22 protein-coding genes are annotated in these 21,457 nt (G+C 58.2%); 4 read left to right on the forward strand and 18 right to left on the reverse strand.

Translation table 11 applies throughout. The features are described 5' to 3' along the window. Window positions 1-3 precede the first annotated feature (3 nt). From GOW16_RS17435 to GOW16_RS17455, 5 genes are all read right to left on the reverse strand, one after another. Window positions 4-630, reverse strand: coding sequence for a cytochrome P460 family protein (locus GOW16_RS17435; protein WP_170417373.1), 627 nt, complete (start codon window positions 628-630; stop codon window positions 4-6). Window positions 631-862: 232 nt separating this feature from the next. Beyond that, window positions 863-2,050: a 23S rRNA (adenine(2503)-C(2))-methyltransferase RlmN gene (rlmN, locus tag GOW16_RS17440; RefSeq protein ID WP_170417376.1), complete on the reverse strand. Its 1,188-nt coding sequence runs from the start codon at window positions 2,048-2,050 to the stop codon at window positions 863-865. Window positions 2,051-2,129: 79 nt separating this feature from the next. Further along, the gene (locus GOW16_RS17445) at window positions 2,130-2,507 is read right to left on the reverse strand and encodes a lysozyme inhibitor LprI family protein (RefSeq protein ID WP_170417379.1); all 378 of its coding nucleotides are present in this window, start codon (window positions 2,505-2,507) and stop codon (window positions 2,130-2,132) included. 147 nt (window positions 2,508-2,654) lie between these two features. Beyond that, complete coding sequence (locus GOW16_RS17450) at window positions 2,655-2,822, reverse strand: hypothetical protein (protein ID WP_170417383.1); 168 nt, start codon at window positions 2,820-2,822, stop codon at window positions 2,655-2,657. Between the two features lie 170 nt (window positions 2,823-2,992). Continuing rightward, window positions 2,993-3,526 carry an invasion associated locus B family protein gene (locus GOW16_RS17455; RefSeq protein ID WP_170417386.1) on the reverse strand — a complete coding sequence of 178 codons (534 nt, stop codon included), beginning with the start codon at window positions 3,524-3,526 and terminating at the stop codon, window positions 2,993-2,995. A gap of 178 nt (window positions 3,527-3,704) precedes the next feature. On the opposite strand from GOW16_RS17455, the gene GOW16_RS17460 reads away from it, so the two are divergent. Beyond that, the gene (locus GOW16_RS17460) at window positions 3,705-4,703 is read left to right on the forward strand and encodes an asparaginase (RefSeq protein ID WP_170417389.1); all 999 of its coding nucleotides are present in this window, start codon (window positions 3,705-3,707) and stop codon (window positions 4,701-4,703) included. 2 nt (window positions 4,704-4,705) lie between these two features. Here the strand turns inward: GOW16_RS17460 and GOW16_RS17465 are convergent, their stop codons facing one another. The 8 genes from GOW16_RS17465 to hutI form a co-directional block, all read right to left on the reverse strand. Further along, on the reverse strand, window positions 4,706-5,026 hold the full coding sequence (locus GOW16_RS17465; RefSeq protein ID WP_170417392.1) for a YciI family protein: 321 nt from the start codon (window positions 5,024-5,026) through the stop codon (window positions 4,706-4,708). 23 nt (window positions 5,027-5,049) lie between these two features. Then, window positions 5,050-5,478, reverse strand: coding sequence for an SRPBCC family protein (locus tag GOW16_RS17470; protein ID WP_170417397.1), 429 nt, complete (start codon window positions 5,476-5,478; stop codon window positions 5,050-5,052). Next, window positions 5,466-5,795 carry an ArsR/SmtB family transcription factor gene (locus GOW16_RS17475; RefSeq protein ID WP_170417400.1) on the reverse strand — a complete coding sequence of 110 codons (330 nt, stop codon included), beginning with the start codon at window positions 5,793-5,795 and terminating at the stop codon, window positions 5,466-5,468. Before GOW16_RS17475 ends, GOW16_RS17470 begins: the two co-directional genes overlap by 13 nt. A gap of 40 nt (window positions 5,796-5,835) precedes the next feature. After that, the gene (gene serB / locus GOW16_RS17480) at window positions 5,836-6,714 is read right to left on the reverse strand and encodes a phosphoserine phosphatase SerB (RefSeq protein WP_170417403.1); all 879 of its coding nucleotides are present in this window, start codon (window positions 6,712-6,714) and stop codon (window positions 5,836-5,838) included. Between the two features lie 68 nt (window positions 6,715-6,782). Then, on the reverse strand, window positions 6,783-8,465 hold the full coding sequence (gene hutU, locus GOW16_RS17485; protein WP_170417406.1) for a urocanate hydratase: 1,683 nt from the start codon (window positions 8,463-8,465) through the stop codon (window positions 6,783-6,785). After that, window positions 8,462-9,280 (reverse strand): N-formylglutamate deformylase, encoded by an 819-nt coding sequence (hutG, locus tag GOW16_RS17490; protein WP_170417409.1) that lies wholly within the window; start codon window positions 9,278-9,280, stop codon window positions 8,462-8,464. Before hutG ends, hutU begins: the two co-directional genes overlap by 4 nt. Beyond that, window positions 9,280-10,815 (reverse strand): histidine ammonia-lyase, encoded by a 1,536-nt coding sequence (gene hutH / locus GOW16_RS17495; RefSeq protein WP_170417412.1) that lies wholly within the window; start codon window positions 10,813-10,815, stop codon window positions 9,280-9,282. The genes hutG and hutH overlap by 1 nt, the downstream gene beginning before the upstream one ends. Then, window positions 10,815-12,020: an imidazolonepropionase gene (hutI, locus tag GOW16_RS17500; RefSeq protein ID WP_170417415.1), complete on the reverse strand. Its 1,206-nt coding sequence runs from the start codon at window positions 12,018-12,020 to the stop codon at window positions 10,815-10,817. Before hutI ends, hutH begins: the two co-directional genes overlap by 1 nt. Window positions 12,021-12,101: 81 nt before the next feature. On the opposite strand from hutI, the gene GOW16_RS17505 reads away from it, so the two are divergent. From GOW16_RS17505 to GOW16_RS17515, 3 genes are all read left to right on the forward strand, one after another. Continuing rightward, entirely contained in the window at window positions 12,102-13,457 is a 1,356-nt protein-coding gene (locus GOW16_RS17505) for a formimidoylglutamate deiminase (RefSeq protein WP_170417418.1), read from the forward strand. 27 nt (window positions 13,458-13,484) lie between these two features. After that, the gene (locus GOW16_RS17510) at window positions 13,485-14,189 is read left to right on the forward strand and encodes a GntR family transcriptional regulator (protein ID WP_170417421.1); all 705 of its coding nucleotides are present in this window, start codon (window positions 13,485-13,487) and stop codon (window positions 14,187-14,189) included. A gap of 83 nt (window positions 14,190-14,272) precedes the next feature. After that, window positions 14,273-15,790 carry a malonate--CoA ligase gene (locus GOW16_RS17515; RefSeq protein WP_170417425.1) on the forward strand — a complete coding sequence of 506 codons (1,518 nt, stop codon included), beginning with the start codon at window positions 14,273-14,275 and terminating at the stop codon, window positions 15,788-15,790. Here GOW16_RS17515 and GOW16_RS17520 read toward each other — a convergent pair. The 5 genes from GOW16_RS17520 to GOW16_RS17540 all read right to left on the reverse strand — a co-directional run bounded on the left by GOW16_RS17520 (window position 15,777) and on the right by GOW16_RS17540 (window position 21,420). Then, complete coding sequence (locus tag GOW16_RS17520) at window positions 15,777-16,514, reverse strand: metallophosphoesterase family protein (protein ID WP_170417428.1); 738 nt, start codon at window positions 16,512-16,514, stop codon at window positions 15,777-15,779. The two genes, GOW16_RS17515 and GOW16_RS17520, sit on opposite strands and share 14 nt — an antisense overlap. 118 nt (window positions 16,515-16,632) lie before the next feature. Further along, window positions 16,633-18,228 carry a phosphoglycerate dehydrogenase gene (gene serA, locus GOW16_RS17525; protein ID WP_170417431.1) on the reverse strand — a complete coding sequence of 532 codons (1,596 nt, stop codon included), beginning with the start codon at window positions 18,226-18,228 and terminating at the stop codon, window positions 16,633-16,635. 57 nt (window positions 18,229-18,285) lie between these two features. Then, window positions 18,286-19,440, reverse strand: coding sequence for a phosphoserine transaminase (locus GOW16_RS17530; protein ID WP_170417435.1), 1,155 nt, complete (start codon window positions 19,438-19,440; stop codon window positions 18,286-18,288). 159 nt (window positions 19,441-19,599) lie between these two features. Continuing rightward, complete coding sequence (locus tag GOW16_RS17535; RefSeq protein ID WP_170417437.1) at window positions 19,600-20,697, reverse strand: Gfo/Idh/MocA family protein; 1,098 nt, start codon at window positions 20,695-20,697, stop codon at window positions 19,600-19,602. A 12-nt stretch (window positions 20,698-20,709) separates the two neighbouring features. Then, the gene (locus GOW16_RS17540; RefSeq protein WP_170417439.1) at window positions 20,710-21,420 is read right to left on the reverse strand and encodes a GntR family transcriptional regulator; all 711 of its coding nucleotides are present in this window, start codon (window positions 21,418-21,420) and stop codon (window positions 20,710-20,712) included. Between the last annotated feature and the right edge of the window lie 37 nt (window positions 21,421-21,457).

Here is a 21,457-nt window from a genome sequence, read left to right on the forward strand (position 1 = left end):
CGCCTAGTTGCCGACAACGTATTCGTCTGGAACGAAGAAGGTGTAGTCCCGGTCAGCCACCGCTTCGTGGCACTCATGGCAGTAGCCGACGGCGTCCGAACGCGCACCCATAGTGTCACCAAACAATGACCCGTCCGGCATCACCATGATGTAGCGCCAGTCTGCCGTTTCCGGACTGGTGCCTTCCGCCAGTTTTTCCATCACGAACAGCGCGCCGGGGTGGACATTACCTTCATCCGTGACCGTAACGCTGTCTTTGGCCAAAACCGACCCCATCGGCAATTTTTCCCCTTCGGCCAGTGTGCCATAGTTGTGCGCCATGCGGTTGGCATAGCTGTTTACATAACGCTGACCGTGAGTTGCAGAGATGTAAGGCGCATCATTGAATAGTGGCCAAGCCTGATAGTTCATCAGCAGATCCAGCTGCGCGGCGGCATAACCACGTTCCATCCGACGCTGCAGGGACTTGTAGATGCTTAACGCCTCTTCCTTGGACAGTTCGGCAGGGTTTTCAATGGCAATGTGTGCATCCTCTCCACCGGATTGCGCACTGGCGCCTTGCACAGCAAGACCCACCAAAAACAAAGCCGTAAGAGATGTCGGAAACAGTCGTCTAAATCGTAAAAACATTTAATTGGCCCACCTGATTCAAAAGGTTCGCCTGAACGCCGCGAGTTACGTTGAAAATGATAGCGGCCGTGAACAAACGCGCCACAACCGGAACGCGACTCTCACCGCATTGTGCGCAGGCGTGAGGCTGAAACGCCCGATTTCGGCCCCCAAAACATATCAAATTGTGCATACAAATAACAGCGGCCAGAACATTAAATTCTTGGAGCGCTGCACCCGACAGCTGGGCGTGTCAGCTCTGCAATCCCGCTTCGGCTGCGATCTGTTTTCGCGACTTGCGCGCCCGTTCCGTGGCCGATTTCAACTGGCCACACGCCGCCATGATGTCCTCGCCCCGTGTTTTGCGAATGGGAGAGGCATAGCCCGCCTGATAGATGATATTCGCAAACGCCCGGATGCGATTATTCGAACTGCGCTTGTAAGGCGCACCCGGCCATTCGTTGAACGGGATCAGGTTGATCTTGGCCGGAATATTGTGGCGCTTGATGTGGTCAATCAGACGGTGCGCGTCCTCATCGCTGTCGTTCACACCATCCAGCATCACGTATTCAAAGGTGATCCGCTCGGAATTCGACGCTTTGGGATAGCTGGCTAGCGCCTGCAGCAGTTCCTCGATGTTCCAGCGTTTGTTGATGGGCACCAGAACATCGCGGGTTTCATTCGTGGTCGCGTGGAACGAGATTGCGAGCAGACAGCCGATTTCCTCTGCGGTCCGTGCAATCTCGGGCACTACACCGGAGGTCGACAGAGTGATCCGGCGGCGCGACAGAGAAATCCCCTCGGGGTCCATCGCAATCTTCATCGCATCACGCACGTTTTCGAAATTATACAGCGGCTCACCCATGCCCATCAAAACGATGTTCGACAACAGGCGCGTTTCATCCTTGGGCGCACCGGGAACCGGCCATTCTTCCAGATCGTCGCGGGCCATCATCACCTGGCCAACGATTTCTGCCGCCGTCAGGTTGCGCACCAGCTTCTGTGTGCCGGTATGGCAGAAGGAACAGGTCAGCGTGCAGCCCACCTGGGATGAGATGCACAGGGTTCCCCGGTCTTCTTCGGGGATATACACCACCTCGACCTCGTGGCCTCCAGCGATGCGGCAAAGGTATTTGCGGGTGCCGTCCTCGGACACCTGCCGCGTCACCACTTCGGGGATTTCGATGACGAACGTCTCGGCCAACTGGGCACGATAGGCTTTGGCGAGGTTGGTCATCTCGGCAAAATCGCGCACGCCCCACTGATAGATCCATTGCCAGATCTGCCCGGTCCGCATCTTGGCCTGCTTTTCCGGCGTGCCATGTTCGATCAGAGCGTCACGCAACTGATCACGGGTCAACCCGACAAGGTTGATCTTCCCCTCAGGCAATTTGCGGGGGATGGTCATGACATCTTGAGTGATCGGCGCTTTGGGCGACATGTGGCTATCTCAACGGATTCTGGCTTGGGATGCGCCTCTATATAGGATCGTGCGCAAAGATCAAAAGAATTCGTATCGTTTAATTTGCCATACGCAGCAATTCGTCCACACGCGCCCGACCCATATCGACGCGACAGGACGCAATGGCGATACCGGTGCCCGAGCCACCGCCAAAGGAGGCCCCAACCGCTTCGCATTGCGCATCGCGATATCTGCGCCAAGCCTCTTGTGCCGCCTCAAGTGCCGGTTGTGCGACCACGCGGCCTGTCACCTCATCCAACTCGACAGCCGACTGCATGGCGAAGCCGTAGCTTGCGTCCAGTGCCATGCTTACGCGTTTTTCCATTTCCCCCACGCAGGACCCGATTTCCACCTGCGTACCTGCGTCGGAACATTCCAGACTGGGGTCGGCCAACGCGGCTGATGAGAAAAGCACTGCTATCAAGACGTAACGCATTATCCGTTTCCACATGTGAACCACTGCATTTGGCCACCGTAGCATGCGTCGGGCCCGGGTCCCAATTGCAAGTCGGCCGCAATGGCCAAGCCGCTGCGACCGAACCACCCGCATTACGAATGCGAGAAATCAGATCAGGTGTATGTATCAGACACCGGCAGGCGGGATAACGCAATCCGCAGCATCCAGAGTTTTGACTGGATCTTCCGGACCGCATTGTTCACCGGATAACGGATAGGTTTCGCTGTCTTTTTCACATGCACTCAGAAACGCGGCAGCGGCCAGCAACAAGGCGACAAGAGGTTTGTTCAGCATGAGTAAGCTCCTTCCATACTCTTGAACTGATTAGTTCAGAAATATGGAGCGCTGGCCTTGATGCGGATCAATTCGGGCGGCAGACGTGGCGTAAGGTTTAGATAGATCGCACGATCATCCATGAAAAAACCCCGCCGAAAGACGGGGCTGGATACATTTGTTGCAGCAGCTTACTTGGTGCAGCGTTTTTCGGCGTCTTCAATCGCCGCAGTGAACCCCAGCAACGAGAATGTGTCCTTGGTCTGGGTTCCACGCTCGGACCGAGCGGTCAGCACGGCCTCGGTGCCACGCTTCATCGCAGCAACGACTTTCAGATCTTCGCCTTCAGTTGCCGGCCAGGCCCACTCGCCTTCGGTGATCAATGCGAACTCATTGCCGTCGATCTCAAGGGTGACTGTCGATCCTGCCGCAAATGGATAGCCGCCGGTAAAGGTCACCTGACCCTTCACTTCGGCATTCGGGCGGTAGAATACGAACAACAGGATATCGCTGCGGCGTACCGAGACCACGCGTCCACCGCGCGTATTGACAGTTTCCTTGGGGGCTGAAACGCTCCAGCATTCGGTGGGGTCGTCTTCGACGAAAACGCTCCAATCCGTCTTTGCCGCCACGCGATTTGTGCTAGTCGCCTGCTGAGCGATTGCGGTTGTGGCCATCCCTGCCATGCACAGACCCGCAATTGCGCGGACGAGTTTTGATCCCATCTGTCCAGCCTCCTAGCTCGACCTAATACCTCATACCCATCGAGACCGCATTCGAACTCTGTCGGTTCGTCTGTAAGTTGCGTATTCCGATGATTGTCGACATACACACACTAACGCAGGTTTCGCCACAGGCGAAAGGGCGATTGGCAGAATTTTGCGCATATTATGGAGGGGCCAGATGACGCAGCCGGTACCAATGACAGAACTATGGCGTGGGCCCTTGTTGGAAAGCCTGCATCTGGGCCATGCGGTGATCTGCGACGACAGCGGCCAGATTGTTCAAAGCTGGGGCGATCCGGATGCAGTTATCTATCCCCGATCATCAGCAAAAATGATCCAAGGGTTGCCGCTGATTACGTCGGGCGCAGCCGCCAAATATGGTTTGAATAGCGAGCACCTAGCGCTCGCCTGCGCCTCACACAGCGGCGCACATATTCATACAGATCGGGTAACGGCCTGGCTGGATCACTTGGGTTTGACCGAGCACGATCTGCGATGTGGTCCGCAAGAGCCACAGGACATGGCCGCGCGCGACGGGCTGATTCTTGCTGATGACACGCCCTGCCAGATCCACAACAATTGCTCGGGCAAACATTGCGGGTTTCTGACGGTAGCACAGCATATGGGCGCCGGGCCGGAATACCTTGAGATCGACCACCCAGTACAGCAGGCTTGCCTGTCGGCCCTCGAAGAGACAACTGGCGAAAACAGCCCAGCCTACGGGATCGATGGATGTTCTGCCCCGAATTTTGCCACTTCGCTGGTGGGGCTGGCGCGATCAATGGCGTGGTTTGCCTCAGCCGCAGATCGGTCGGACCGCGCCAGCGACGCGGCACAACAATTGACGGCTGCGATGATCAAGCACCCAGAATTGGTGGCGGGCGAAAGCCGCGCCTGCACCGAGTTGATGCGCGCCATGGGCGGCCGGGCCGCGATCAAGACCGGGGCCGAGGCGGTGTTCATCGCCATCATTCCAGAGAAACGAATGGGCGTTGCGTTGAAGATCACCGACGGCACGACCCGTGCCAGCGAATGCGCCATCGCAGCCATTCTGGTCAGCCTGGGCGTGCTGGAGGCCGAACACCCGGCCACCCGCAAATTCATGAACGCCACCCAATACAGTCGTCGCGGGCTGGAATGCGGCGTAATCAGACCGGCACCGGGGTTCCCCGGCTAAGGTTACATTTCGATTTCATGCACCTCGGCCACCTCGACCGAGCCTGAGCCGTTGACCACCATCGGACACCCTTTGGCCATTTCGGTCGCGGCATCAATGCTGTCGGCCTTCACAACGGTAAAGCCGGAGGCCGGGTTTGCGCCGCCGCTATCGACCACACCACTGTTACTGACCGTATAGGACTGGCCAACCGGGTTGCCGGGAATGTCCAGCGCCTCTCCCATGCCTTGGAACCATGCGCCCCACGCAGCCATTGTTGCTTCGACTTCTGCCGGGTCCGTCGGCGTGCTTCCGCCATGATAGATAAACAAAAATTGTGGCATTTTATTTCCTCCCTAATGAAAACTTATCCCAACTGCGCCTCAAGCTTGCTCAGTGACGATGTCCAGCCCATGTTGTGGTTCGCCGCAGCCTCGGCATCGGCCAGTTCGCGGTGATCCACGACCAACCGTGCACCATTTTCCGTTGAGACCACCGAAAAGGTCACATGGCTTTCCGCCCCGCGTTGATCTCGGTCATCATGCCAGGCCCAGGTGAACCCAACGGAGTTTGGCGGATCAACATGGGTCACATGGCCGGACACTTTAAATGTCTGACCTTCCGCGTTCTTCATCACGGAATACCATGGCCCGATGCGTGAGAAATCCAGATCATGTTCCGGCACATGAACCCCTTCAGGCCCCCACCACTGCAGCAGCTTTGCGCCATCGCTGATCCAGGCAAAAAGGTTTTCGGGCGTAGTCGGGAACTCACGTTCCAGTTTCAGGTCGGCCATGAATTCTCCCTTTCAATGAGGTCGCCCAGACGATCGAGGCTGTGCTCCCAAAACTGACGTTTCGAGATGGTCCATTCCGCGATCGCCCGCAAACCGTCGGACTGGATGGAATACATCCGCTGGGTGCCTTGGACGCGCTGCTGCACCAACCCGGCCTCGCGCAGAACTTTCAGATGGCGCGAAATGGCGGCCCCCGACATGCCCCGTCCCTGGATCAGGTCACCGGCAGGAAGCTCTCCGTCCTGCATCAGTTGCTCGACAATCGAGAACCGAGTGGAATCGGACAAGGCGGAAAAAGCGTTCAATAGTGTGTTCATGACCATTATTTAACACATGCGTTAAATAATAGGAAGACCTTTAGCCAATCACGAATTCCGAGCGACAATAGCCTTGCACATACAGCAACGCCGTCAGGTCCCCATGGTTGACCCGAACCTCGCATTGCTCGGCCACCGTGGGCTTGGCATGTAATGCGACGCCAGTGCCCGCACGATGCAGCATCCCCAGATCATTCGCCCCATCTCCGACCGCCAGAACATCTGCCTCAGCCAGACCCAAACGCACCGTGATTTGTTCCAGCGCATCAACCTTGGCCTGCCGTCCCAGAATGGGCCGCAGCACATCACCCGTCAGTTTCCCGTCTTCCGCCAGCAGAGTGTTGGCACGGTTTTCGTCAAAGCCCAGCACTTCGGCCACTTTCGCCGTGAACGCGGTGAACCCGCCGGATACCAGCGCGGCATAGCTTCCGTTGTGGCGCATCGTGGCTACCAGTTCCTTGCCGCCGGGCATGAGGGTGATACGTTCCTCAAGAACTTTCCCGATCACAGTCTCATCAAGACCTTCCAGCAAACCGACCCGTTCGGTCAGAGCGCCTTCGAAGTCCAGCTCTCCATTCATCGCACGCGCAGTGATGTCTTTGACGCGGTCGCCAACACCCGCCTCATCTGCCAGTTCGTCAATGCATTCCTGCTGGATCATGGTGCTGTCCATATCGGCCAGCAGCATCTTTTTGCGGCGCCCCTCGGCCAGTTGGACAACCAGATCCACGCCCATCTGCTGCAGGTCTGCCCAGACATCCCACCGGTTGTCCGGCATCTCGGCCAGTCTGAACTCTGCTGCCTCGTTCGGGCTGAGCCAAACGATCTCATCCCCACCCCAGGCGTTCCGCAAGGACTCGACCAGCGAGAGTTCCAGCGTCGGTGCGTTGGGGTTGGTCAACAAGGTGGCAACGTACATATTCGATCTCCGGCAAGCTCACCTGCGCATATCGCAGGTGCAGCATTTTCGCCAGAGACAGTTTCGAACTAGCCCAAAATACCCGGCAGACGCAGCCCATGCGCCCGCGCGCAATCCTTGGCGATGTCATACCCCGCATCCGCATGGCGCCAGACGCCTGAGGCCGGGTCGTTCCACAGAACCCGTTCCAACCGCCGCGCGGCATCCTCGGTTCCATCGGCGCAAATCACGACGCCCGCGTGTTGGCTGAAACCCATTCCGACACCACCGCCGTGGTGCAGGGACACCCACGTTGCTCCGCTTGCCGTATTGATCAGCGCGTTTAACAAGGGCCAGTCTGATACGGCATCCGAACCGTCCAACATCGCCTCAGTTTCCCGGTTGGGACTTGCCACGGACCCCGAGTCCAGATGGTCGCGACCGATCACAACCGGCGCTTTCAATTCGCCATTGGCCACCATTTCATTGAAGGCCAGTCCAGCGCGGTGCCGGTCACCAAGCCCGATCCAGCAGATCCGCGCGGGCAGACCCTGAAACGCGATCCGCTCTTGCGCCATGTCAATCCAGCGATGCAGGTGTTCGTTCTCGGGGAACAGCTCCTTCATCTTGGCATCGGTCTTGTAAATGTCCTCGGGGTCGCCAGACAAAGCACACCAGCGGAACGGTCCAATACCTCTGCAGAACAACGGACGGATATAGGCGGGAACAAAACCCGGGAATGCAAAAGCATTCTCCAGCCCCTCATCCTGCGCAACTTGCCGGATGTTGTTGCCGTAATCCAGCGTCGGCACACCTGCATTCCAGAAGTCCACCATCGCCGCGACATGCTGCTTCATCGAGGCCCGCGCGGCCTTTTCTACCACTTTAGGGTCTGTTTCACGCTTTTCACGCCATTCGCCCATAGTCCAGCCCAATGGCAGATAACCATTGATCGGATCGTGCGCGCTGGTCTGGTCGGTGACGATATCGGGGCGCATGCCACCTGCGGCCATCCGGCGGTAAATCTCGGGGAAGATCTCGGCCGCATTGCCCAGCAGGCCGACTGATTTCGCCTCTCCGGCCTTGGTCCAGCGGTCGATCATCTCGAGCGCTTGGTCCAGCGTTTCGGCCTTTTCGTCGAGGTATTTGGTACGCAGGCGGAAATCGATGCTGTCCGGGTTGCATTCAACGGCCAGACAACAGGCACCGGCAAACACGGCAGCCAGCGGTTGCGCGCCGCCCATGCCGCCCAGCCCTCCGGTCAGGATCCACTTACCGGTCAAGTCACCGTCATAGTGCTGACGCCCGGCCTCAGCAAAAGTCTCATACGTGCCTTGAACAATGCCCTGCGTGCCGATGTAGATCCACGAACCGGCCGTCATCTGGCCGTACATCATCAGGCCCTTCTTATCGAGCTCGTTGAAATGGTCCCAGGTTGCCCAATGCGGAACAAGATTCGAGTTGGCAATTAGCACCCTCGGCGCATCCTTGTGCGTGCGGATGATCGCCACGGGTTTGCCGGACTGGACGATTAGCGTTTCGTCTTCCTCCAGATCCTTCAAACCAGCAACAATAGTGTCGAAATCCTGCCACGTCCGTGCTGCGCGCCCGATGCCGCCGTAAACCACCAACTCGTGCGGGTTTTCGGCCACATCCGGGTGCAGGTTGTTCATCAGCATCCGCAGCGGTGCCTCGGTCACCCAGCTTTTTGCGTTCAACTCGGGACCGGTCGGCGGATAGATGTCGCGGGTGTTTTTGCGCGGATCGCTCATTTCTGGGCTCCTTGTGAGGTCAGTGCGCCCGACAGGGCGAGATCGTTGAGGCGTGTCAGCATGGTTTCCAAATGCGGGCGAAGTTTCGCAGCACGATCTTCGCACCATACCCATGGGGGCGTTTCATCCATGTAGGCGCGCTGGGCGATCTCCATCTGGATGGCATGGGTACTTTCAGCCGGGCGACCGTAGTGGCGGGTTGTCCAGCCGCCACGAAAACGACCATTCAGGACAGCCGTGAAACCGTCGGCATTTGTTGCACATTCATGCACAATTTGCTCAATTGCCAGATCACAACTCTGGCCACTGTTTGTTCCGGTGCTGAACACCGGCAGCTCGCCCTCGAACAGAAACGGAATATTCGACCGTATCGAGTGGCAGTCGAACAGGATCGCCACGCCATGCCGATCCCGTACCCTGTTCAATTCGTTCCGCAAAGCAGCGTGGTACGGGGTGTGGTAAGCACGGCGTCGGTCTTCGACCTCATCCTCTGACGGGTCTTGGCCCTGTTGCCAGATCGGTTGCCCATCAAAGTCGGTCAAAGGTACCAAGGTCGTTGTGTTCTGCCCGGGATACAGCGAGGCCCCTTCTGGATCGCGGTTGGCGTCGATGACATAACGGTGGACGTGGGACTGTACGACAGTTGCGCCGTCCAAAAGCCCTTCGTAGAGTCTATTTATGTGCCAATCCGCATCTGCCAGAGCTCGCCCGTTATCGTTCAGACGGGTCATAACTTCGTCGGGCACATAAGTGCCCCCATGAGGCTGTCCCAGCACAATTGGCCCGTCTCCGCGCTGAACGCTAAACACCTGCATCAGAACAATCCCGGCATAGGGGTTCGCACGGCTCGCAGGATTTCACCGTCGGCTACCAAACACTTGGATGCCTCCAGTTCAGGCGCCAGATAACGATCTTCGGACAAAGGAGGGATGTCTCCCCGCAGCCTGCTGATCACCTGTTGCAACGGTTCGCTGGTTGCCAATGGTGCGCGGAATTCTACCCCTTGCGCCGCGCAAAGCAGTTCAACACCCAGAATGTAGTTCAGGTTCTCGACCATCCGCGTTAGACGCCGCGCGCCATGTGCGGCCATGGATACGTGATCCTCCTGATTGGCCGAGGTCGGTGTGCTGTCTGTCACACAAGGATTAGCGAGGTGTTTGTTCTCGCTCATCAAAGCGGCGGTCGTAACTTCGGCAATCATCAGGCCGGAATTCAGACCAGGATCTGGCGTCAGGAACGGCGGCAGATCAAAGCTGAGCGTCGGATCGACCATCAAGGCAATGCGCCGTTGTGCAATCGCGCCGACTTCGGACAGGGCCAGTGCGATCATGTCAGCGGCAAAACCCACCGGTTCGGCGTGGAAGTTACCACCTGAAACGATAGACCCCGCCTCGGTCAAAACTAAAGGATTGTCCGTGGCCGCATTCGCCTCGATCTCAAGGGTAGCAGCGGCCTGCCGCATGACATCCATCGCCGCCCCCGTGACCTGCGGCTGACAGCGGATACAGTAAGGGTCTTGAACACGCGTGTCGCCGTCCCGGTGGCTTTCACGGATCTCTGACCCAGCCAGCGCAGCACGCATGGCGCTGGCGGCCTCGGTCTGGCCGCGGTGCCCGCGCAACGTGTGAATCTCGGGCTGCAATGGTGCCGTTGACCCCATGATCGCATCCGTCGACAGCGCCGAGATGACCAGCGCGCTTTGCGCAGCACGCCAGGCATCAAACAGGCCGGCCAGAGCAAATGCGGTTGAAAACTGCGTGCCATTGATAAAGGCCAAGCCTTCCTTTGGGCCTAGCGAAATAGGCTCTAATCCGGCTGAAATTAGGGCTTTCTCCCCTGGCAAAACGGCCCCGCCGATCTCGGCCTCACCTTCGCCAATGAGCACGGCTGTCATATGTGCTAAGGGCGCAAGATCGCCCGATGCCCCGACCGATCCCTGCGCTGGAATAACCGGGGTCACACCCTTGGCCAGCATCTGTTGCAGCAGCTCAACCAATTCCCAACGTACACCCGATGCCCCGCGCCCGAAGGACAACAGCTTCAACGTCATCATCAGACGGGTTACACGGCGTGAAACGGCCGATCCGACTCCACAACAATGGCTGAGGATCAGATTGCGCTGCAGGGTCGACGTGTCTTTTGCCGCGATCTTGTGGCTGGCCAGTTTGCCGAACCCGGTGTTGACGCCATAAACTGGGGCCTCCCCGGCTGCAGCTTCGAGAATGCGTTTTGCCGCGGCCTCAACGCCGGGTCTGCATCCTTCATCCAGCATGACCGCGGATTCTGACCAGTACACTTCAGCCAAATCCGACAGCGTGACCTGACCAGGCACAAGCGAGAGGGTCTTCATCACATTCCTCCAAATACGCGGGCGTGCAATGGGTTGAAGCCGATCCGATAGGACAGCTCGGCCGGGTGTGCGACGTCCCAAACGGCCAGATCCGCGCGCTGTCCGACGGCAATTGTTCCAGTATCGGTCAGACCCAGGGCTTGTGCCGCGTGGCGGGTCACACCGGCCAATGCTTCTTCGGGTGTCATGCGGAACAAGGTGCAGGCCATGTTCATGGTCAGCAGCAGCGACGTCAGAGGAGATGAGCCGGGGTTGCAATCCGTCGCCAGAGCGATCGGCACACCATACTGACGCAGCAGTTCAACCGGCGGCACCTGCGTTTCACGCAGCGTATAAAACGCCCCTGGCAGCAGCACACCAACGGTTCCCGCCTGCGCCATGGCCGACACGCCCGCCTCGTCCAGATATTCGATATGATCTGCAGACAACGCCCCGTACGAAGCCGCCAAAGCTGCCCCTCCGAGGTTCGAAAGCTGCTCTGCGTGCAGCTTGACCGGAAGGCTCAACTCCTTCGCCACATCGAAGACCTGAGCGATTTGGGACGGGTCAAAGGCGATCCCCTCGCAAAAGCCATCAACCGCATCCACCAACCCCTCTTGGTGGGCAAGGCGCAGGGTCGGGATGCAAACGTCCTGAACGTATGCATCCGGTCGTGCATCGAATTCGGGCGGCACCGCGTGGGCACCCAGAAAACTGGTTTTCACGTGGATCGGACGAACCTGCCCGATCCGCCGCGCGACGCGCAGCATCTTGAGTTCCGTGTCGGCGTCCAACCCATAGCCCGACTTGACCTCAATACACGACACGCCTTCGGCCATAAGGGCGTCCACCCGCGTCAGGGCATCCGCCAAAAGCGCTTCTTCGCTGGCTTCACGAGTCGCAGTGACAGTTGACAGAATGCCACCACCCGCGCGCGCGATCGCTTCATATGACGCTCCGTTCAGGCGCATTTCGAACTCGACCGCCCTGTTGCCGCCAAACACGACATGTGTGTGGGGGTCGATCAAGGCAGGCGTCATCAGCCGATCACCATATTCGACAGTCGGCCAGTCAGCGTAGTTTGTTGGCAGGGCGTTTCGCGGTCCGGCCCAGGCAACTTGTTCACCATCTACGGCAACTGCCCCGTCCTGAACCATCCCATAAGGTTCGGGACCGTCGGTCATGGTCGCCACCCACTTGCTCAAAAGGACAGATTTTTTGGCCATGACGATTCTTTTGGGCTCCCTTTGTTGTTGAATTTTTCGTATACGTATAAAAGTTTAAAGTCTACACAAAATGGAAACACGATGACGATCCATGCGAAAACAGCTTTGATAGGCTCTGATTGGGTCAGTAATCTTCGGGTAGAAGTTGCGCACGGACATATCCAAAGCTTGGCTTCCGAGACATCCGCGCTGTCCGGTGACACCCAGGTTGACGTCTTGCTGCCTGCCTTAGGGAATCTACACAGCCATGCCTTTCAGCGCGCAATGGCCGGAATGACCGAAATGCGCGCCGCCGGGCGCGAGAGCTTTTGGACCTGGCGCACCCTGATGTACCGGTTTCTTGACAGGCTGACACCGGATCATATCGAATCCATAGCCGCGCAGGTCTATTTGGAGATGCAAGAGGCCGGATATGCCTCCGTCGGTGAGTTTCACTATGTCCATCACCAGCCTGGCGGAGCGCCTTACAACCAGGTGTCGGAACTGAGCCAGCGCATTTTTGCTGCGGCCGCCAAAACCGGGATTGGCCTGACGCATCTGCCGGTTCTCTACACCTATGGCGGTGTCGATCAGCAGCCATTGTCGGGTGGCCAATTGCGCTTTGGTAATTCCGCAAACCAGTTCCTGAAACTGGTTGAGGAATGCCGGTCATCCCAGCCGCATGCCGATTCAATGATCGGCATCGCCCCGCACTCCCTTCGCGCGACATCTCCCGCCGATTTGCACGGGGTTTTGGGGGCCACCCCTGATGGCCCCGTCCACATCCACATTGCCGAGCAGCTCAGGGAGGTGGCCGATGTCGAGGCTGCGCTGGGTCGGCGGCCGATTGAATGGTTGCTGAACAATGTCGACGTCGATGACCGGTGGTGCCTTATTCACGCAACTCACATGACAGACTCCGAAACACGCGGCCTTGCGCATTCGGGCGCTGTTGCCGGACTGTGCCCGATTACCGAGGCGAATTTGGGCGATGGCATTTTCAACGGTGCTGTCTACGTTGAAGAGGGCGGTCGATTTGGCGTTGGATCAGACTCTAATGTGCGGATTTCCCTGCCCGAAGAGCTGCGGATTTTAGAGTATTCCCAACGGCTGCGCGACCATGCACGGACAGTTTTGGTCAAAGATGAAGGCTCTGTTGGTCGCGCGCTTTATACAGGGGCAGCGCAGGGGGGGGCGCAAGCTTTGGGTCGAAACGCCGGGGATATCGCTATCGGAAAGCTGGCCGATCTCGTGGCAATCGACCGTTCCCATCCAACGATCTGCGCGTTGACTGACGAACAACTGCTGGACGGCCTGTGTTTTGCAGCGCCAGACGGGCTGGTAACGGATCTTTGGTCAGCCGGGCGCCACATGGTGCGCCAAGGCCGCCATATCGAACGGGATCGGATAATTCCCGCGTACAGGTCGGCAATTGCCGATCTGCTGGCCGACGTCTAAACCGACCCTCCAAGGAAAGCAGGCACAATGACCCAATCGAACGAAACCACCAGCTACAGGGACATCAAGGAAACTGTGCTGGCGCGCATTCGGTCGGGACAGTGGCAGCCAGACTCGCTGCTGCCGAACGAACAAGAGCTTGCCGTCGAATTCTCGTGCACGCGGACGACCGTCAACCGAGCGCTACGCGAGCTGGCCGATGAAGGGTTTCTGGAACGTCGGCGCAAAGCCGGAACGCGGGTGCTAAGCGCTCCGCAAAGGCAGGCCCGCTTCACGATCCCCATGGTACGGGACGAGGTTGAGGCTTTGGGCGGCACGTACCGCTATGCCCTTGTTTCGTCAGCCACCAAGCGGGCTCCGGATTGGCTGTGCGCGCGGCTGGCGCTGAAACCGGACCAAGACGTCATGCATGTGCGCTGCATGCACTTTAACGGCAACACTCCGTTTCAGTACGAGAACCGATGGATCGTCGTAGACTCGGTTCCTCAGGTCGTGAATGCAGACTTCGCCTCAATTGGTCCGAATGAATGGCTGATACAAACCGTTCCCTTCACCAATGTCGAATTGAGCTTTCTGGCCAGTCGCGCCGATGAATCGATGGCGGCGTTCCTCGACTTGCCCATCGGTGAGCCGGTGTTTACAGGTGAGCGGATCACTTGGCTTGAGGGCCAGCCAGTCACTTTCGCGAAGATGTACTTTGCCGCCGGGTATCGCATGACGACTCAGTACTAAGCCCGACCACGATTTCTGCTTTACCGTGTCTCTAATCCAAGCCAGATTCAGCACATTCTGGTCCTGCGCGAAGGGAAATTGGGATGGGTAACCCGCTCTATGATCGATTGTTTGGCATCCACGCGGGCAAGGATACACCATTCCTTCACCTGCCCGACGGCCAAGCGATTACCCACGCGGCTTTTCTGGACATGGCGTCGCGGATCGCAAATGCGTTGAACGGGTACGAGCTTTCGCCCGGCGACCGTGTTGCCGTTCAGGTGGAAAAGTCGCCAGAAGCGCTGGCCCTCTACGCGGCCTGCGTTCAGACCGGGTTGATTTTCTTGCCGCTTAACTCCGCCTACACATCCGGCGAACTCAGCTATTTCATTGAAAACGCCGGCGCGGCGCTGGTTGTCTGCGATGCCAGAAGTGAAGTGGAACTGACGCCTATAGCCCAGGCGCAAAACGCAAGGCTAGAGACACTCAATGCCGATGGCTCGGGCAGCCTGATGCGACGGGCCTTGGGCATGTTGCCGGCTTTCGAACCGGTCAAGCGGACCGAGGATGACCTTGCCGCATTCCTTTACACCTCTGGCACGACCGGGCGCTCAAAAGGTGCGATGCTGACCCAGGCTAACCTGCTGTCCAATGCCGAAACATTGGTGCGGGAGTGGCGGTTCACACAGGAGGACGTGCTGCTGCACGCCTTGCCGATCTTTCATACGCACGGGCTATTTGTGGCGACAAACATCATTCTGGCTTCAGGCGGGTCGATGATCTTTTTACCAAAATTCGATCTGGATGACCTCCTGCGACTGATGCCCAGCGCAACTACGATGATGGGAGTGCCGACATTCTATACCCGATTGCTGGCGGACGATCGGTTCACCGGCGATCCTGCCCGACACATGCGGCTGTTCATCTCGGGTTCGGCCCCGCTACTGGCCGAGACCCATGAACGGTTCGAGGATCGGACCGGACACCGCATCCTGGAACGCTATGGCATGACAGAAACCAACATGAACACCTCGAACCCCTATGACGGAGAACGTCGCGCAGGGACCGTCGGGTTTCCTCTGCCGGGTGTTGAGCTGAAGGTCACCGACCCGGAAACTGGCGAGCCACTACCGCAAGGAGAGATCGGTATGATCGAAGTGCGCGGACCAAACGTCTTCGAAGGCTATTGGCAAATGCCCGAGAAAACCGCCGCTGAACTGCGCGAGGACAGGTTCTTTATCACTGGCGACTTGGGGCGCGTGGACGAAGATGGTTACGTGCACATCGTCGGGCGCGGCAAAGACCTGATCATCTCGGGCGGATTCAACATCTACCCCAAAGAGGTCGAACTGGTGCTGGACGACCAGCCCGGCGTTCTGGAAAGCGCCGTGATTGGTGTGCCGCACCCGGATTTCGGCGAAACCGTTCTGGGGATTCTGGTTGCCGAACCGGATCGCTCACCCGACCTTGATGGCATTCTGGCCAGCGTACAGAGCGAACTGGCGCGTTTCAAACACCCACGTAAACTGATCGTGCTGGATGAACTGCCCCGAAACACCATGGGGAAAGTCCAGAAGAACGCCCTACGCGAGCGCTACAAAGACCTGTTTACCGCGGATTAGGCACTAACGGGACCCGACCGGCGTCTGTCAGCAACCAGCACCGGGGCCCTTCGAACACAGCGGTGGCCAGAGGCCGACCGTAGCCTGCCCCCGCATCCAAATTGACGCGATTCCCGCAATGCTCGGCCCTGTCCACCGGAGTATGCCCGTGCACAATCAGCCAGGGATGCGCACGCGCATCGTGCAGGAATTCCTGCCGTATCCAAACAAGATCGTCTTCGACCTGATGTTCCAACGGAAGGCCGGGTCGAATGCCCGCATGTACGAACAACAACTCGTCTTCCTGATGATACAAAGGCAAGCCGTTCACAAAATCTATATGTGCCTGCGGAACGGCCGCCCGGGCGCGGTCATAAACCTGATGGATACGGTCATTGTCGGCGACTTCGACACCGTAGGATGCCAGAGTCGTCCGCCCACCCAAACGGGGGTCGAGCCAATTCAGGGTGATCGGCAATCGGCCGTCCGCAATCTCGCAATCCTGCACGAAACGGGTCATCATGCGGTCGTGGTTGCCCTTAACCATAATCCAGTTCCGCCCAGCGCGCTGCCCTTCGATAAGCAGATCTAGCACGCCGCGGCTGTCAGGACCGCGATCCACGTAGTCGCCCAGAAAAACGATCCGCGCATCGGGACCACCCTCTGCCTCAATCCGGGCCAGTGCGGCGTGCAGCATGTCCAACTGACCATGAATATCGCCGACTGCGTAAATAGGAGTGCTCAAAACGGGGCCTCGTTGAATGTGTCAAACACCTTGTGCAGCAACTCGGTTGCAGAAAAAAGACAATGCCCGCACATTATTTGCACGGGCATCACCAAGGTCACAATTTTCCGAGAGAATCTCAGGCTACGTCAAACTCCAGCGGTTTGATCTGGGTGAACAGACCCGTCTCCGCCAGTTTCGCCCGCGCTTCGGCAGGGACTGGTTCGTCCACGTAGAGCAAAGCGATGGCTTCTCCGCCTGCTTCCGCACGGCCCAGTGTAAAGTTGGCGATATTCACGTCGTTCTCACCCATGGTCTGACCCAGCGCGCCGATAATGCCTGGGACATCTTCGTTGGTGGTATAAAGCATATGGGCACCGACTTCGGCATCGATGTTGATGCCTTTGATCTGGATAAAGCGCGGTTTTCCATCGCTGAAGACCGTGCCCGCAATCGAACGCTCGCGCTTGTCGGTTACCACGGTCACCTTGATATAGCCGTCAAAAACGCCGGACTTATCCTGATTGGTGGTCGATATCTGAATGCCGCGCTCTTTGGCGACAACCGGGGCCGACACCATATTTACCTCGGGGTTGAACTTTTTCATGATCCCGGCGACCGATGCGCAGTTCAGGGCCGCCAGGTTCATCTCGGCCGCGACACCGTCATACAGGATGTTGATCGCCTTGACTGGCTCATCGGTCATCTGACCGATGAAGCTGCCCAGGTGACCGGCCAGCTTGATCCACGGCCCCATGACCTTGGCCTCTTCGGCCGTAACGCTCGGCATATTCAACGCGTTTTCTACCGCGCCGGTCAGCAGATAATTCGAGATCTGCTCGGCCACCTGCAACGCGACATTTTCCTGCGCTTCGGTCGTCGCCGCGCCAAGGTGAGGCGTGCAGACCACGTTGGGCAGGTTGAACAGCGGGTTGTCCTTGGCCGGTTCGACACTGAAAACATCAAAGGCAGCGCCAGCAACATGGCCTGATTGCAGCATCTCGGCCAGCGCTTCTTCATCGACCAGGCCACCGCGGGCACAGTTGACGATACGCACTCCGGGCTTGGTTTTTGCCAGATTCTCACGGCTGAGAATGTTGCGGGTCTGATCGGTCAGCGGAACATGCAAGGTGATGAAATCGGCGCGCGGCAGCAGCTCGTCCAGTTCAACCTTTTCGACACCCATCTTGGCGGCCTTTTCCTCGCTCAGATACGGGTCGTAGGCCACCACTTTCATTCTCAGGCCCAAGGCGCGTTCACAAACAATACCGCCGATGTTGCCCGCGCCAATGACGCCGAGGGTCTTGTTGGTCAGCTCGATCCCCATGAATTTGGACTTTTCCCACTTGCCCGCATGGGTCGAGGTGCTGGCCTCGGGAATCTGTCGCGCCACGGCGAACATCATCGCAATCGCGTGTTCGGCGGTTGTGATCATGTTGCCAAAGGGCGTGTTCATCACGATCACACCCTTTTTCGACGCGGCTTCTTTGTCGACATTGTCGGTGCCGATCCCGGCGCGCCCAATGACTTTCAGATTGTCGGCTTTCTCCAGCAGCGTCGGTGTGACTTTGGTGGCCGAGCGGATGGCGAGACCATCATACTGGCCGATCAATTCGGCCAGCTTTTCTTTATCCTTGCCCAGATCTGGCATGAAATCGACGTCGATACCGCGATCGCGGAAGATCTGCACGGCGGTTTCGCTGAGTTTGTCGGAAACGAGTACTTTGGGGGCCATGTTTGTGGTCCTTGACTATAATGGAAAATCCGGGCCAGTACGGCCCGGTAAAAAGGGTCAGGCAGCTTCTGTCTGCGCTGCAATCTCGGCTTCAAAGGCCCATGCCAGCCAGGGCAGCATCGCTTCGATGTCCGAGGTTTCGACCGTGCCACCGCACCAAATGCGTAAACCCGCAGGTGCGTCGCGGTAGGCACCGATATCCAGCGCGATGTTCTCCATCTCAAGCCGCTTGGCGACGGCCTTGGCGAATGTTGCACCGTCCTGAATGCGCGGATCGGTGAATTTTAGGCAGACCGAGGTGTTGGATTGCGTCGCCGCATCCTCGGCCAAATTGGCGATCCAGCTGTTCTGGTCGCAGAAGGCGTGCACAGCACCAGCATTGGCATCCGCACGGGCGATCAGGCCCTGAAGCCCACCAACCGAGCGCGCCCAGTCCAACGCGAAAAGGTAATCTTCGACCGCCAGCATGGACGGCGTGTTGATCGTTGCGCCGGTAAAGATACCATCGATCAGCTTGCCGCCTTTGGTCAGGCGGAAAATCTTGGGCAGCGGCCATGCGGGGGTGTAGCTCTCTAACCGCTCTACAGCGCGAGGCGACAGGATCAGCATGCCGTGGGCGGCCTCACCGCCCAAAACTTTCTGCCAGCTGAACGTGGTCACATCCAGTTTGTCCCACGGCAGGTCCATCGCGAAAGCTGCAGAGGTGGCGTCACAAATCGTCAAACCCTGACGGTCATCAGCGATCCAGTTGCCGTTGGGAACCCGAACGCCCGAGGTCGTGCCGTTCCACGTAAAGACAACGTCATTGGCGAAATCAATCGAGGCCAGATCAACTAGCTGGCCGTAGTCTGCCGTCTTCACCTCAGCGTCGATCTTCAGTTGTTTAACGACGTCGGTCACCCAACCGGACCCAAAGCTTTCCCAGGCCAGCATCTCGACCTTGCGCTCGCCCAACAGCGACCACAGGGCCATTTCAACCGCGCCGGTATCCGAGGCGGGAACGATGCCGATCTTATAATCTGCCGGAATGCCCAGAACCTCACGCGTGCCTTCGATGGCAGCCTTCAGCTTGTCCTTGCCAACAGCGGCTCGGTGCGAACGGCCCAGCGCGGCATCGGCCAGTTTGGTCAGATCAAATGTGGGGGGTTTGGCGCAAGGGCCCGAGGAAAAACGCGGATTCGCCGGCCGCGTCGCCGGTTGTTCAATGCTCATGTGTATTACCCTTCCAGATACACGCCCCTCGTTGGGGAGGGGTGTCCCACAAACAGAGCTATTGCCTCGAAAGACGCTCAGCAAGCGAAAAAGACGCATCGGGCGCCAAAAACGACACCCGATTATGTGCGTATCCGGAACACGGGTTTCCTATCGGCATCAAGACGAGAGGCGCACAGCCTCTCCGGTTTCCAATGCCTGCTGCGCCGCCAATCCCATACGAACGGCCCAAAGACCATCGTTCAGAGTGACGTCCGGTTGAGCCTTTTCACCCCGCAGAACCGCCAGAAAGCCCTGATGCTGATAGAAGGTCGAGCCGTTGTGGTCTCCTGCCTCCAAAAGGCGCGGATCGACGGGGATGTCTTTTGAAACAGGCCCTTTGGGATCGCGCGGACTGACGATGACCTGGGGTACGGGCGGCGCGCCCAGATGCTTTGGCCAGAATCGCCCTGGTCCCGGAACCAGCGCTTCGATCTTGGCATCCGGCCCCACGGCCGAAATTTCCTCTTGGTACCGGGATCCTTCCGCAAACATGCACAGTTCCAGCATCGCGCGCGCGCCTGAAGCGAAATCCACAATCACGTAACCATGGTCCAGAATGTCCGGTGTTTCCCCTTCGTAGTCTTCATCCAGATGATTGACTGCCTGCCCACCGCTTGCTGTGACGCGCACCGGATCGGATTTCAGGATCAGCCGCATCAGGTCGAAGAAATGGCAGCACTTCTCGACAAATGTCCCGCCCGTATTGCGATTGAACCGGTTCCAATTGCCGACTTTTTCCAGAAACGGAAAACGGTGTTCTCGGATCGACAGCATCTTAACACCGCCCGTGGCCTCTGCCTCGGCGATCAACGCAGCGATCGGCGGCATATAGCGGTATTCCATCGCAACCCAGATCGGGTGCGGATAGTCACGCTGCAGCGCCTCAAGCCGCGCCGCATCCACCGGATCTGTGAAAAGAGGTTTCTCTACCAACAACGGCAACGGGCGCGTCCGGGCAATCTCTTCGATCTGATCCACATGCAGGTGGTTGGGGCTAACGATGACAACGCAGTCCAGATCGTCGACCGCAAGCAATTCTTCGACCGAAGACACCATCACCGCATCAGGCGCAATCGCCTGCGCAGCCTTCGCCATCTCGGCATCCGGTTCGAAAATCGCTGAAACGCGCGTGTCGTCCAGCAGGGCAATATTGTGCAGGTGTTCCTGCCCCATCATACCGCATCCGATCAGCCCGTAGTGAATGGTCCGGGTCATGCGCAGTTCCTTTTACTTCAGTCGTTGGACATAGGTGGCCCGATCCGGGTCGAACCATGTTTTTGAAAACTCAACGGGTTCGGGTCGCTCTGACCAACTGAACCGTTCGATGTACCCAACCGTTTCTCCGGCTGGTCTGGTGAAATCAGGGGGCGTCCAATCCGGCAACGTCCCGAGGGAAACCCTGTCTTCAGCACGCGTGATCCAGAACCCCAACTGGTGCTGGTAATACCGATAAAGCGAGTCGGACAGCAGCTGTCGATCAATCAAACCAGCAGACTCATCCAGCCAGATTTCTTCAACCGCGATAATTGTATCATTCAGGTAGCGCATTCGACGCACCCGCGAGCCCATGTCCGAAGCACCAAATCGCGGCAAATCTGCAGGCTTTTTCAGATGGTCTACTGACAGGATATCCGCCCGCGGCAACCCACCGCCTTCAGGCAGCTCCAGTCGGAACATTGCATAGACGCTGTTCTGCGTTCCGGTCTCGCGTACATAGTTGCCCGAACCCTGAATACGCTCCAGCATCCCCTTTTTCTCAAGCTCGGCGAGCGATTTTCGCAGAGTTCCGACTGATACTTTCAGTTCCGCGGCAAGGTCTCGTTCGGGCGGCAAGCGCTCGCCATCGATCAGGCGACCAGCAGCTATGTCGCGGATCAGAAGCTCGGCAATCTGAACGTAAACCGGCAGGGCGTTCGGGTTTCGGTTGGCTGACGACATCTTTGGGCGCTTCACTCGGTCGCAGGAAAAATTGATA

Origin of the sequence: Ruegeria atlantica (assembly GCF_013033965.1) — a bacterium.
GTDB lineage: Bacteria > Pseudomonadota > Alphaproteobacteria > Rhodobacterales > Rhodobacteraceae > Ruegeria > Ruegeria atlantica_D.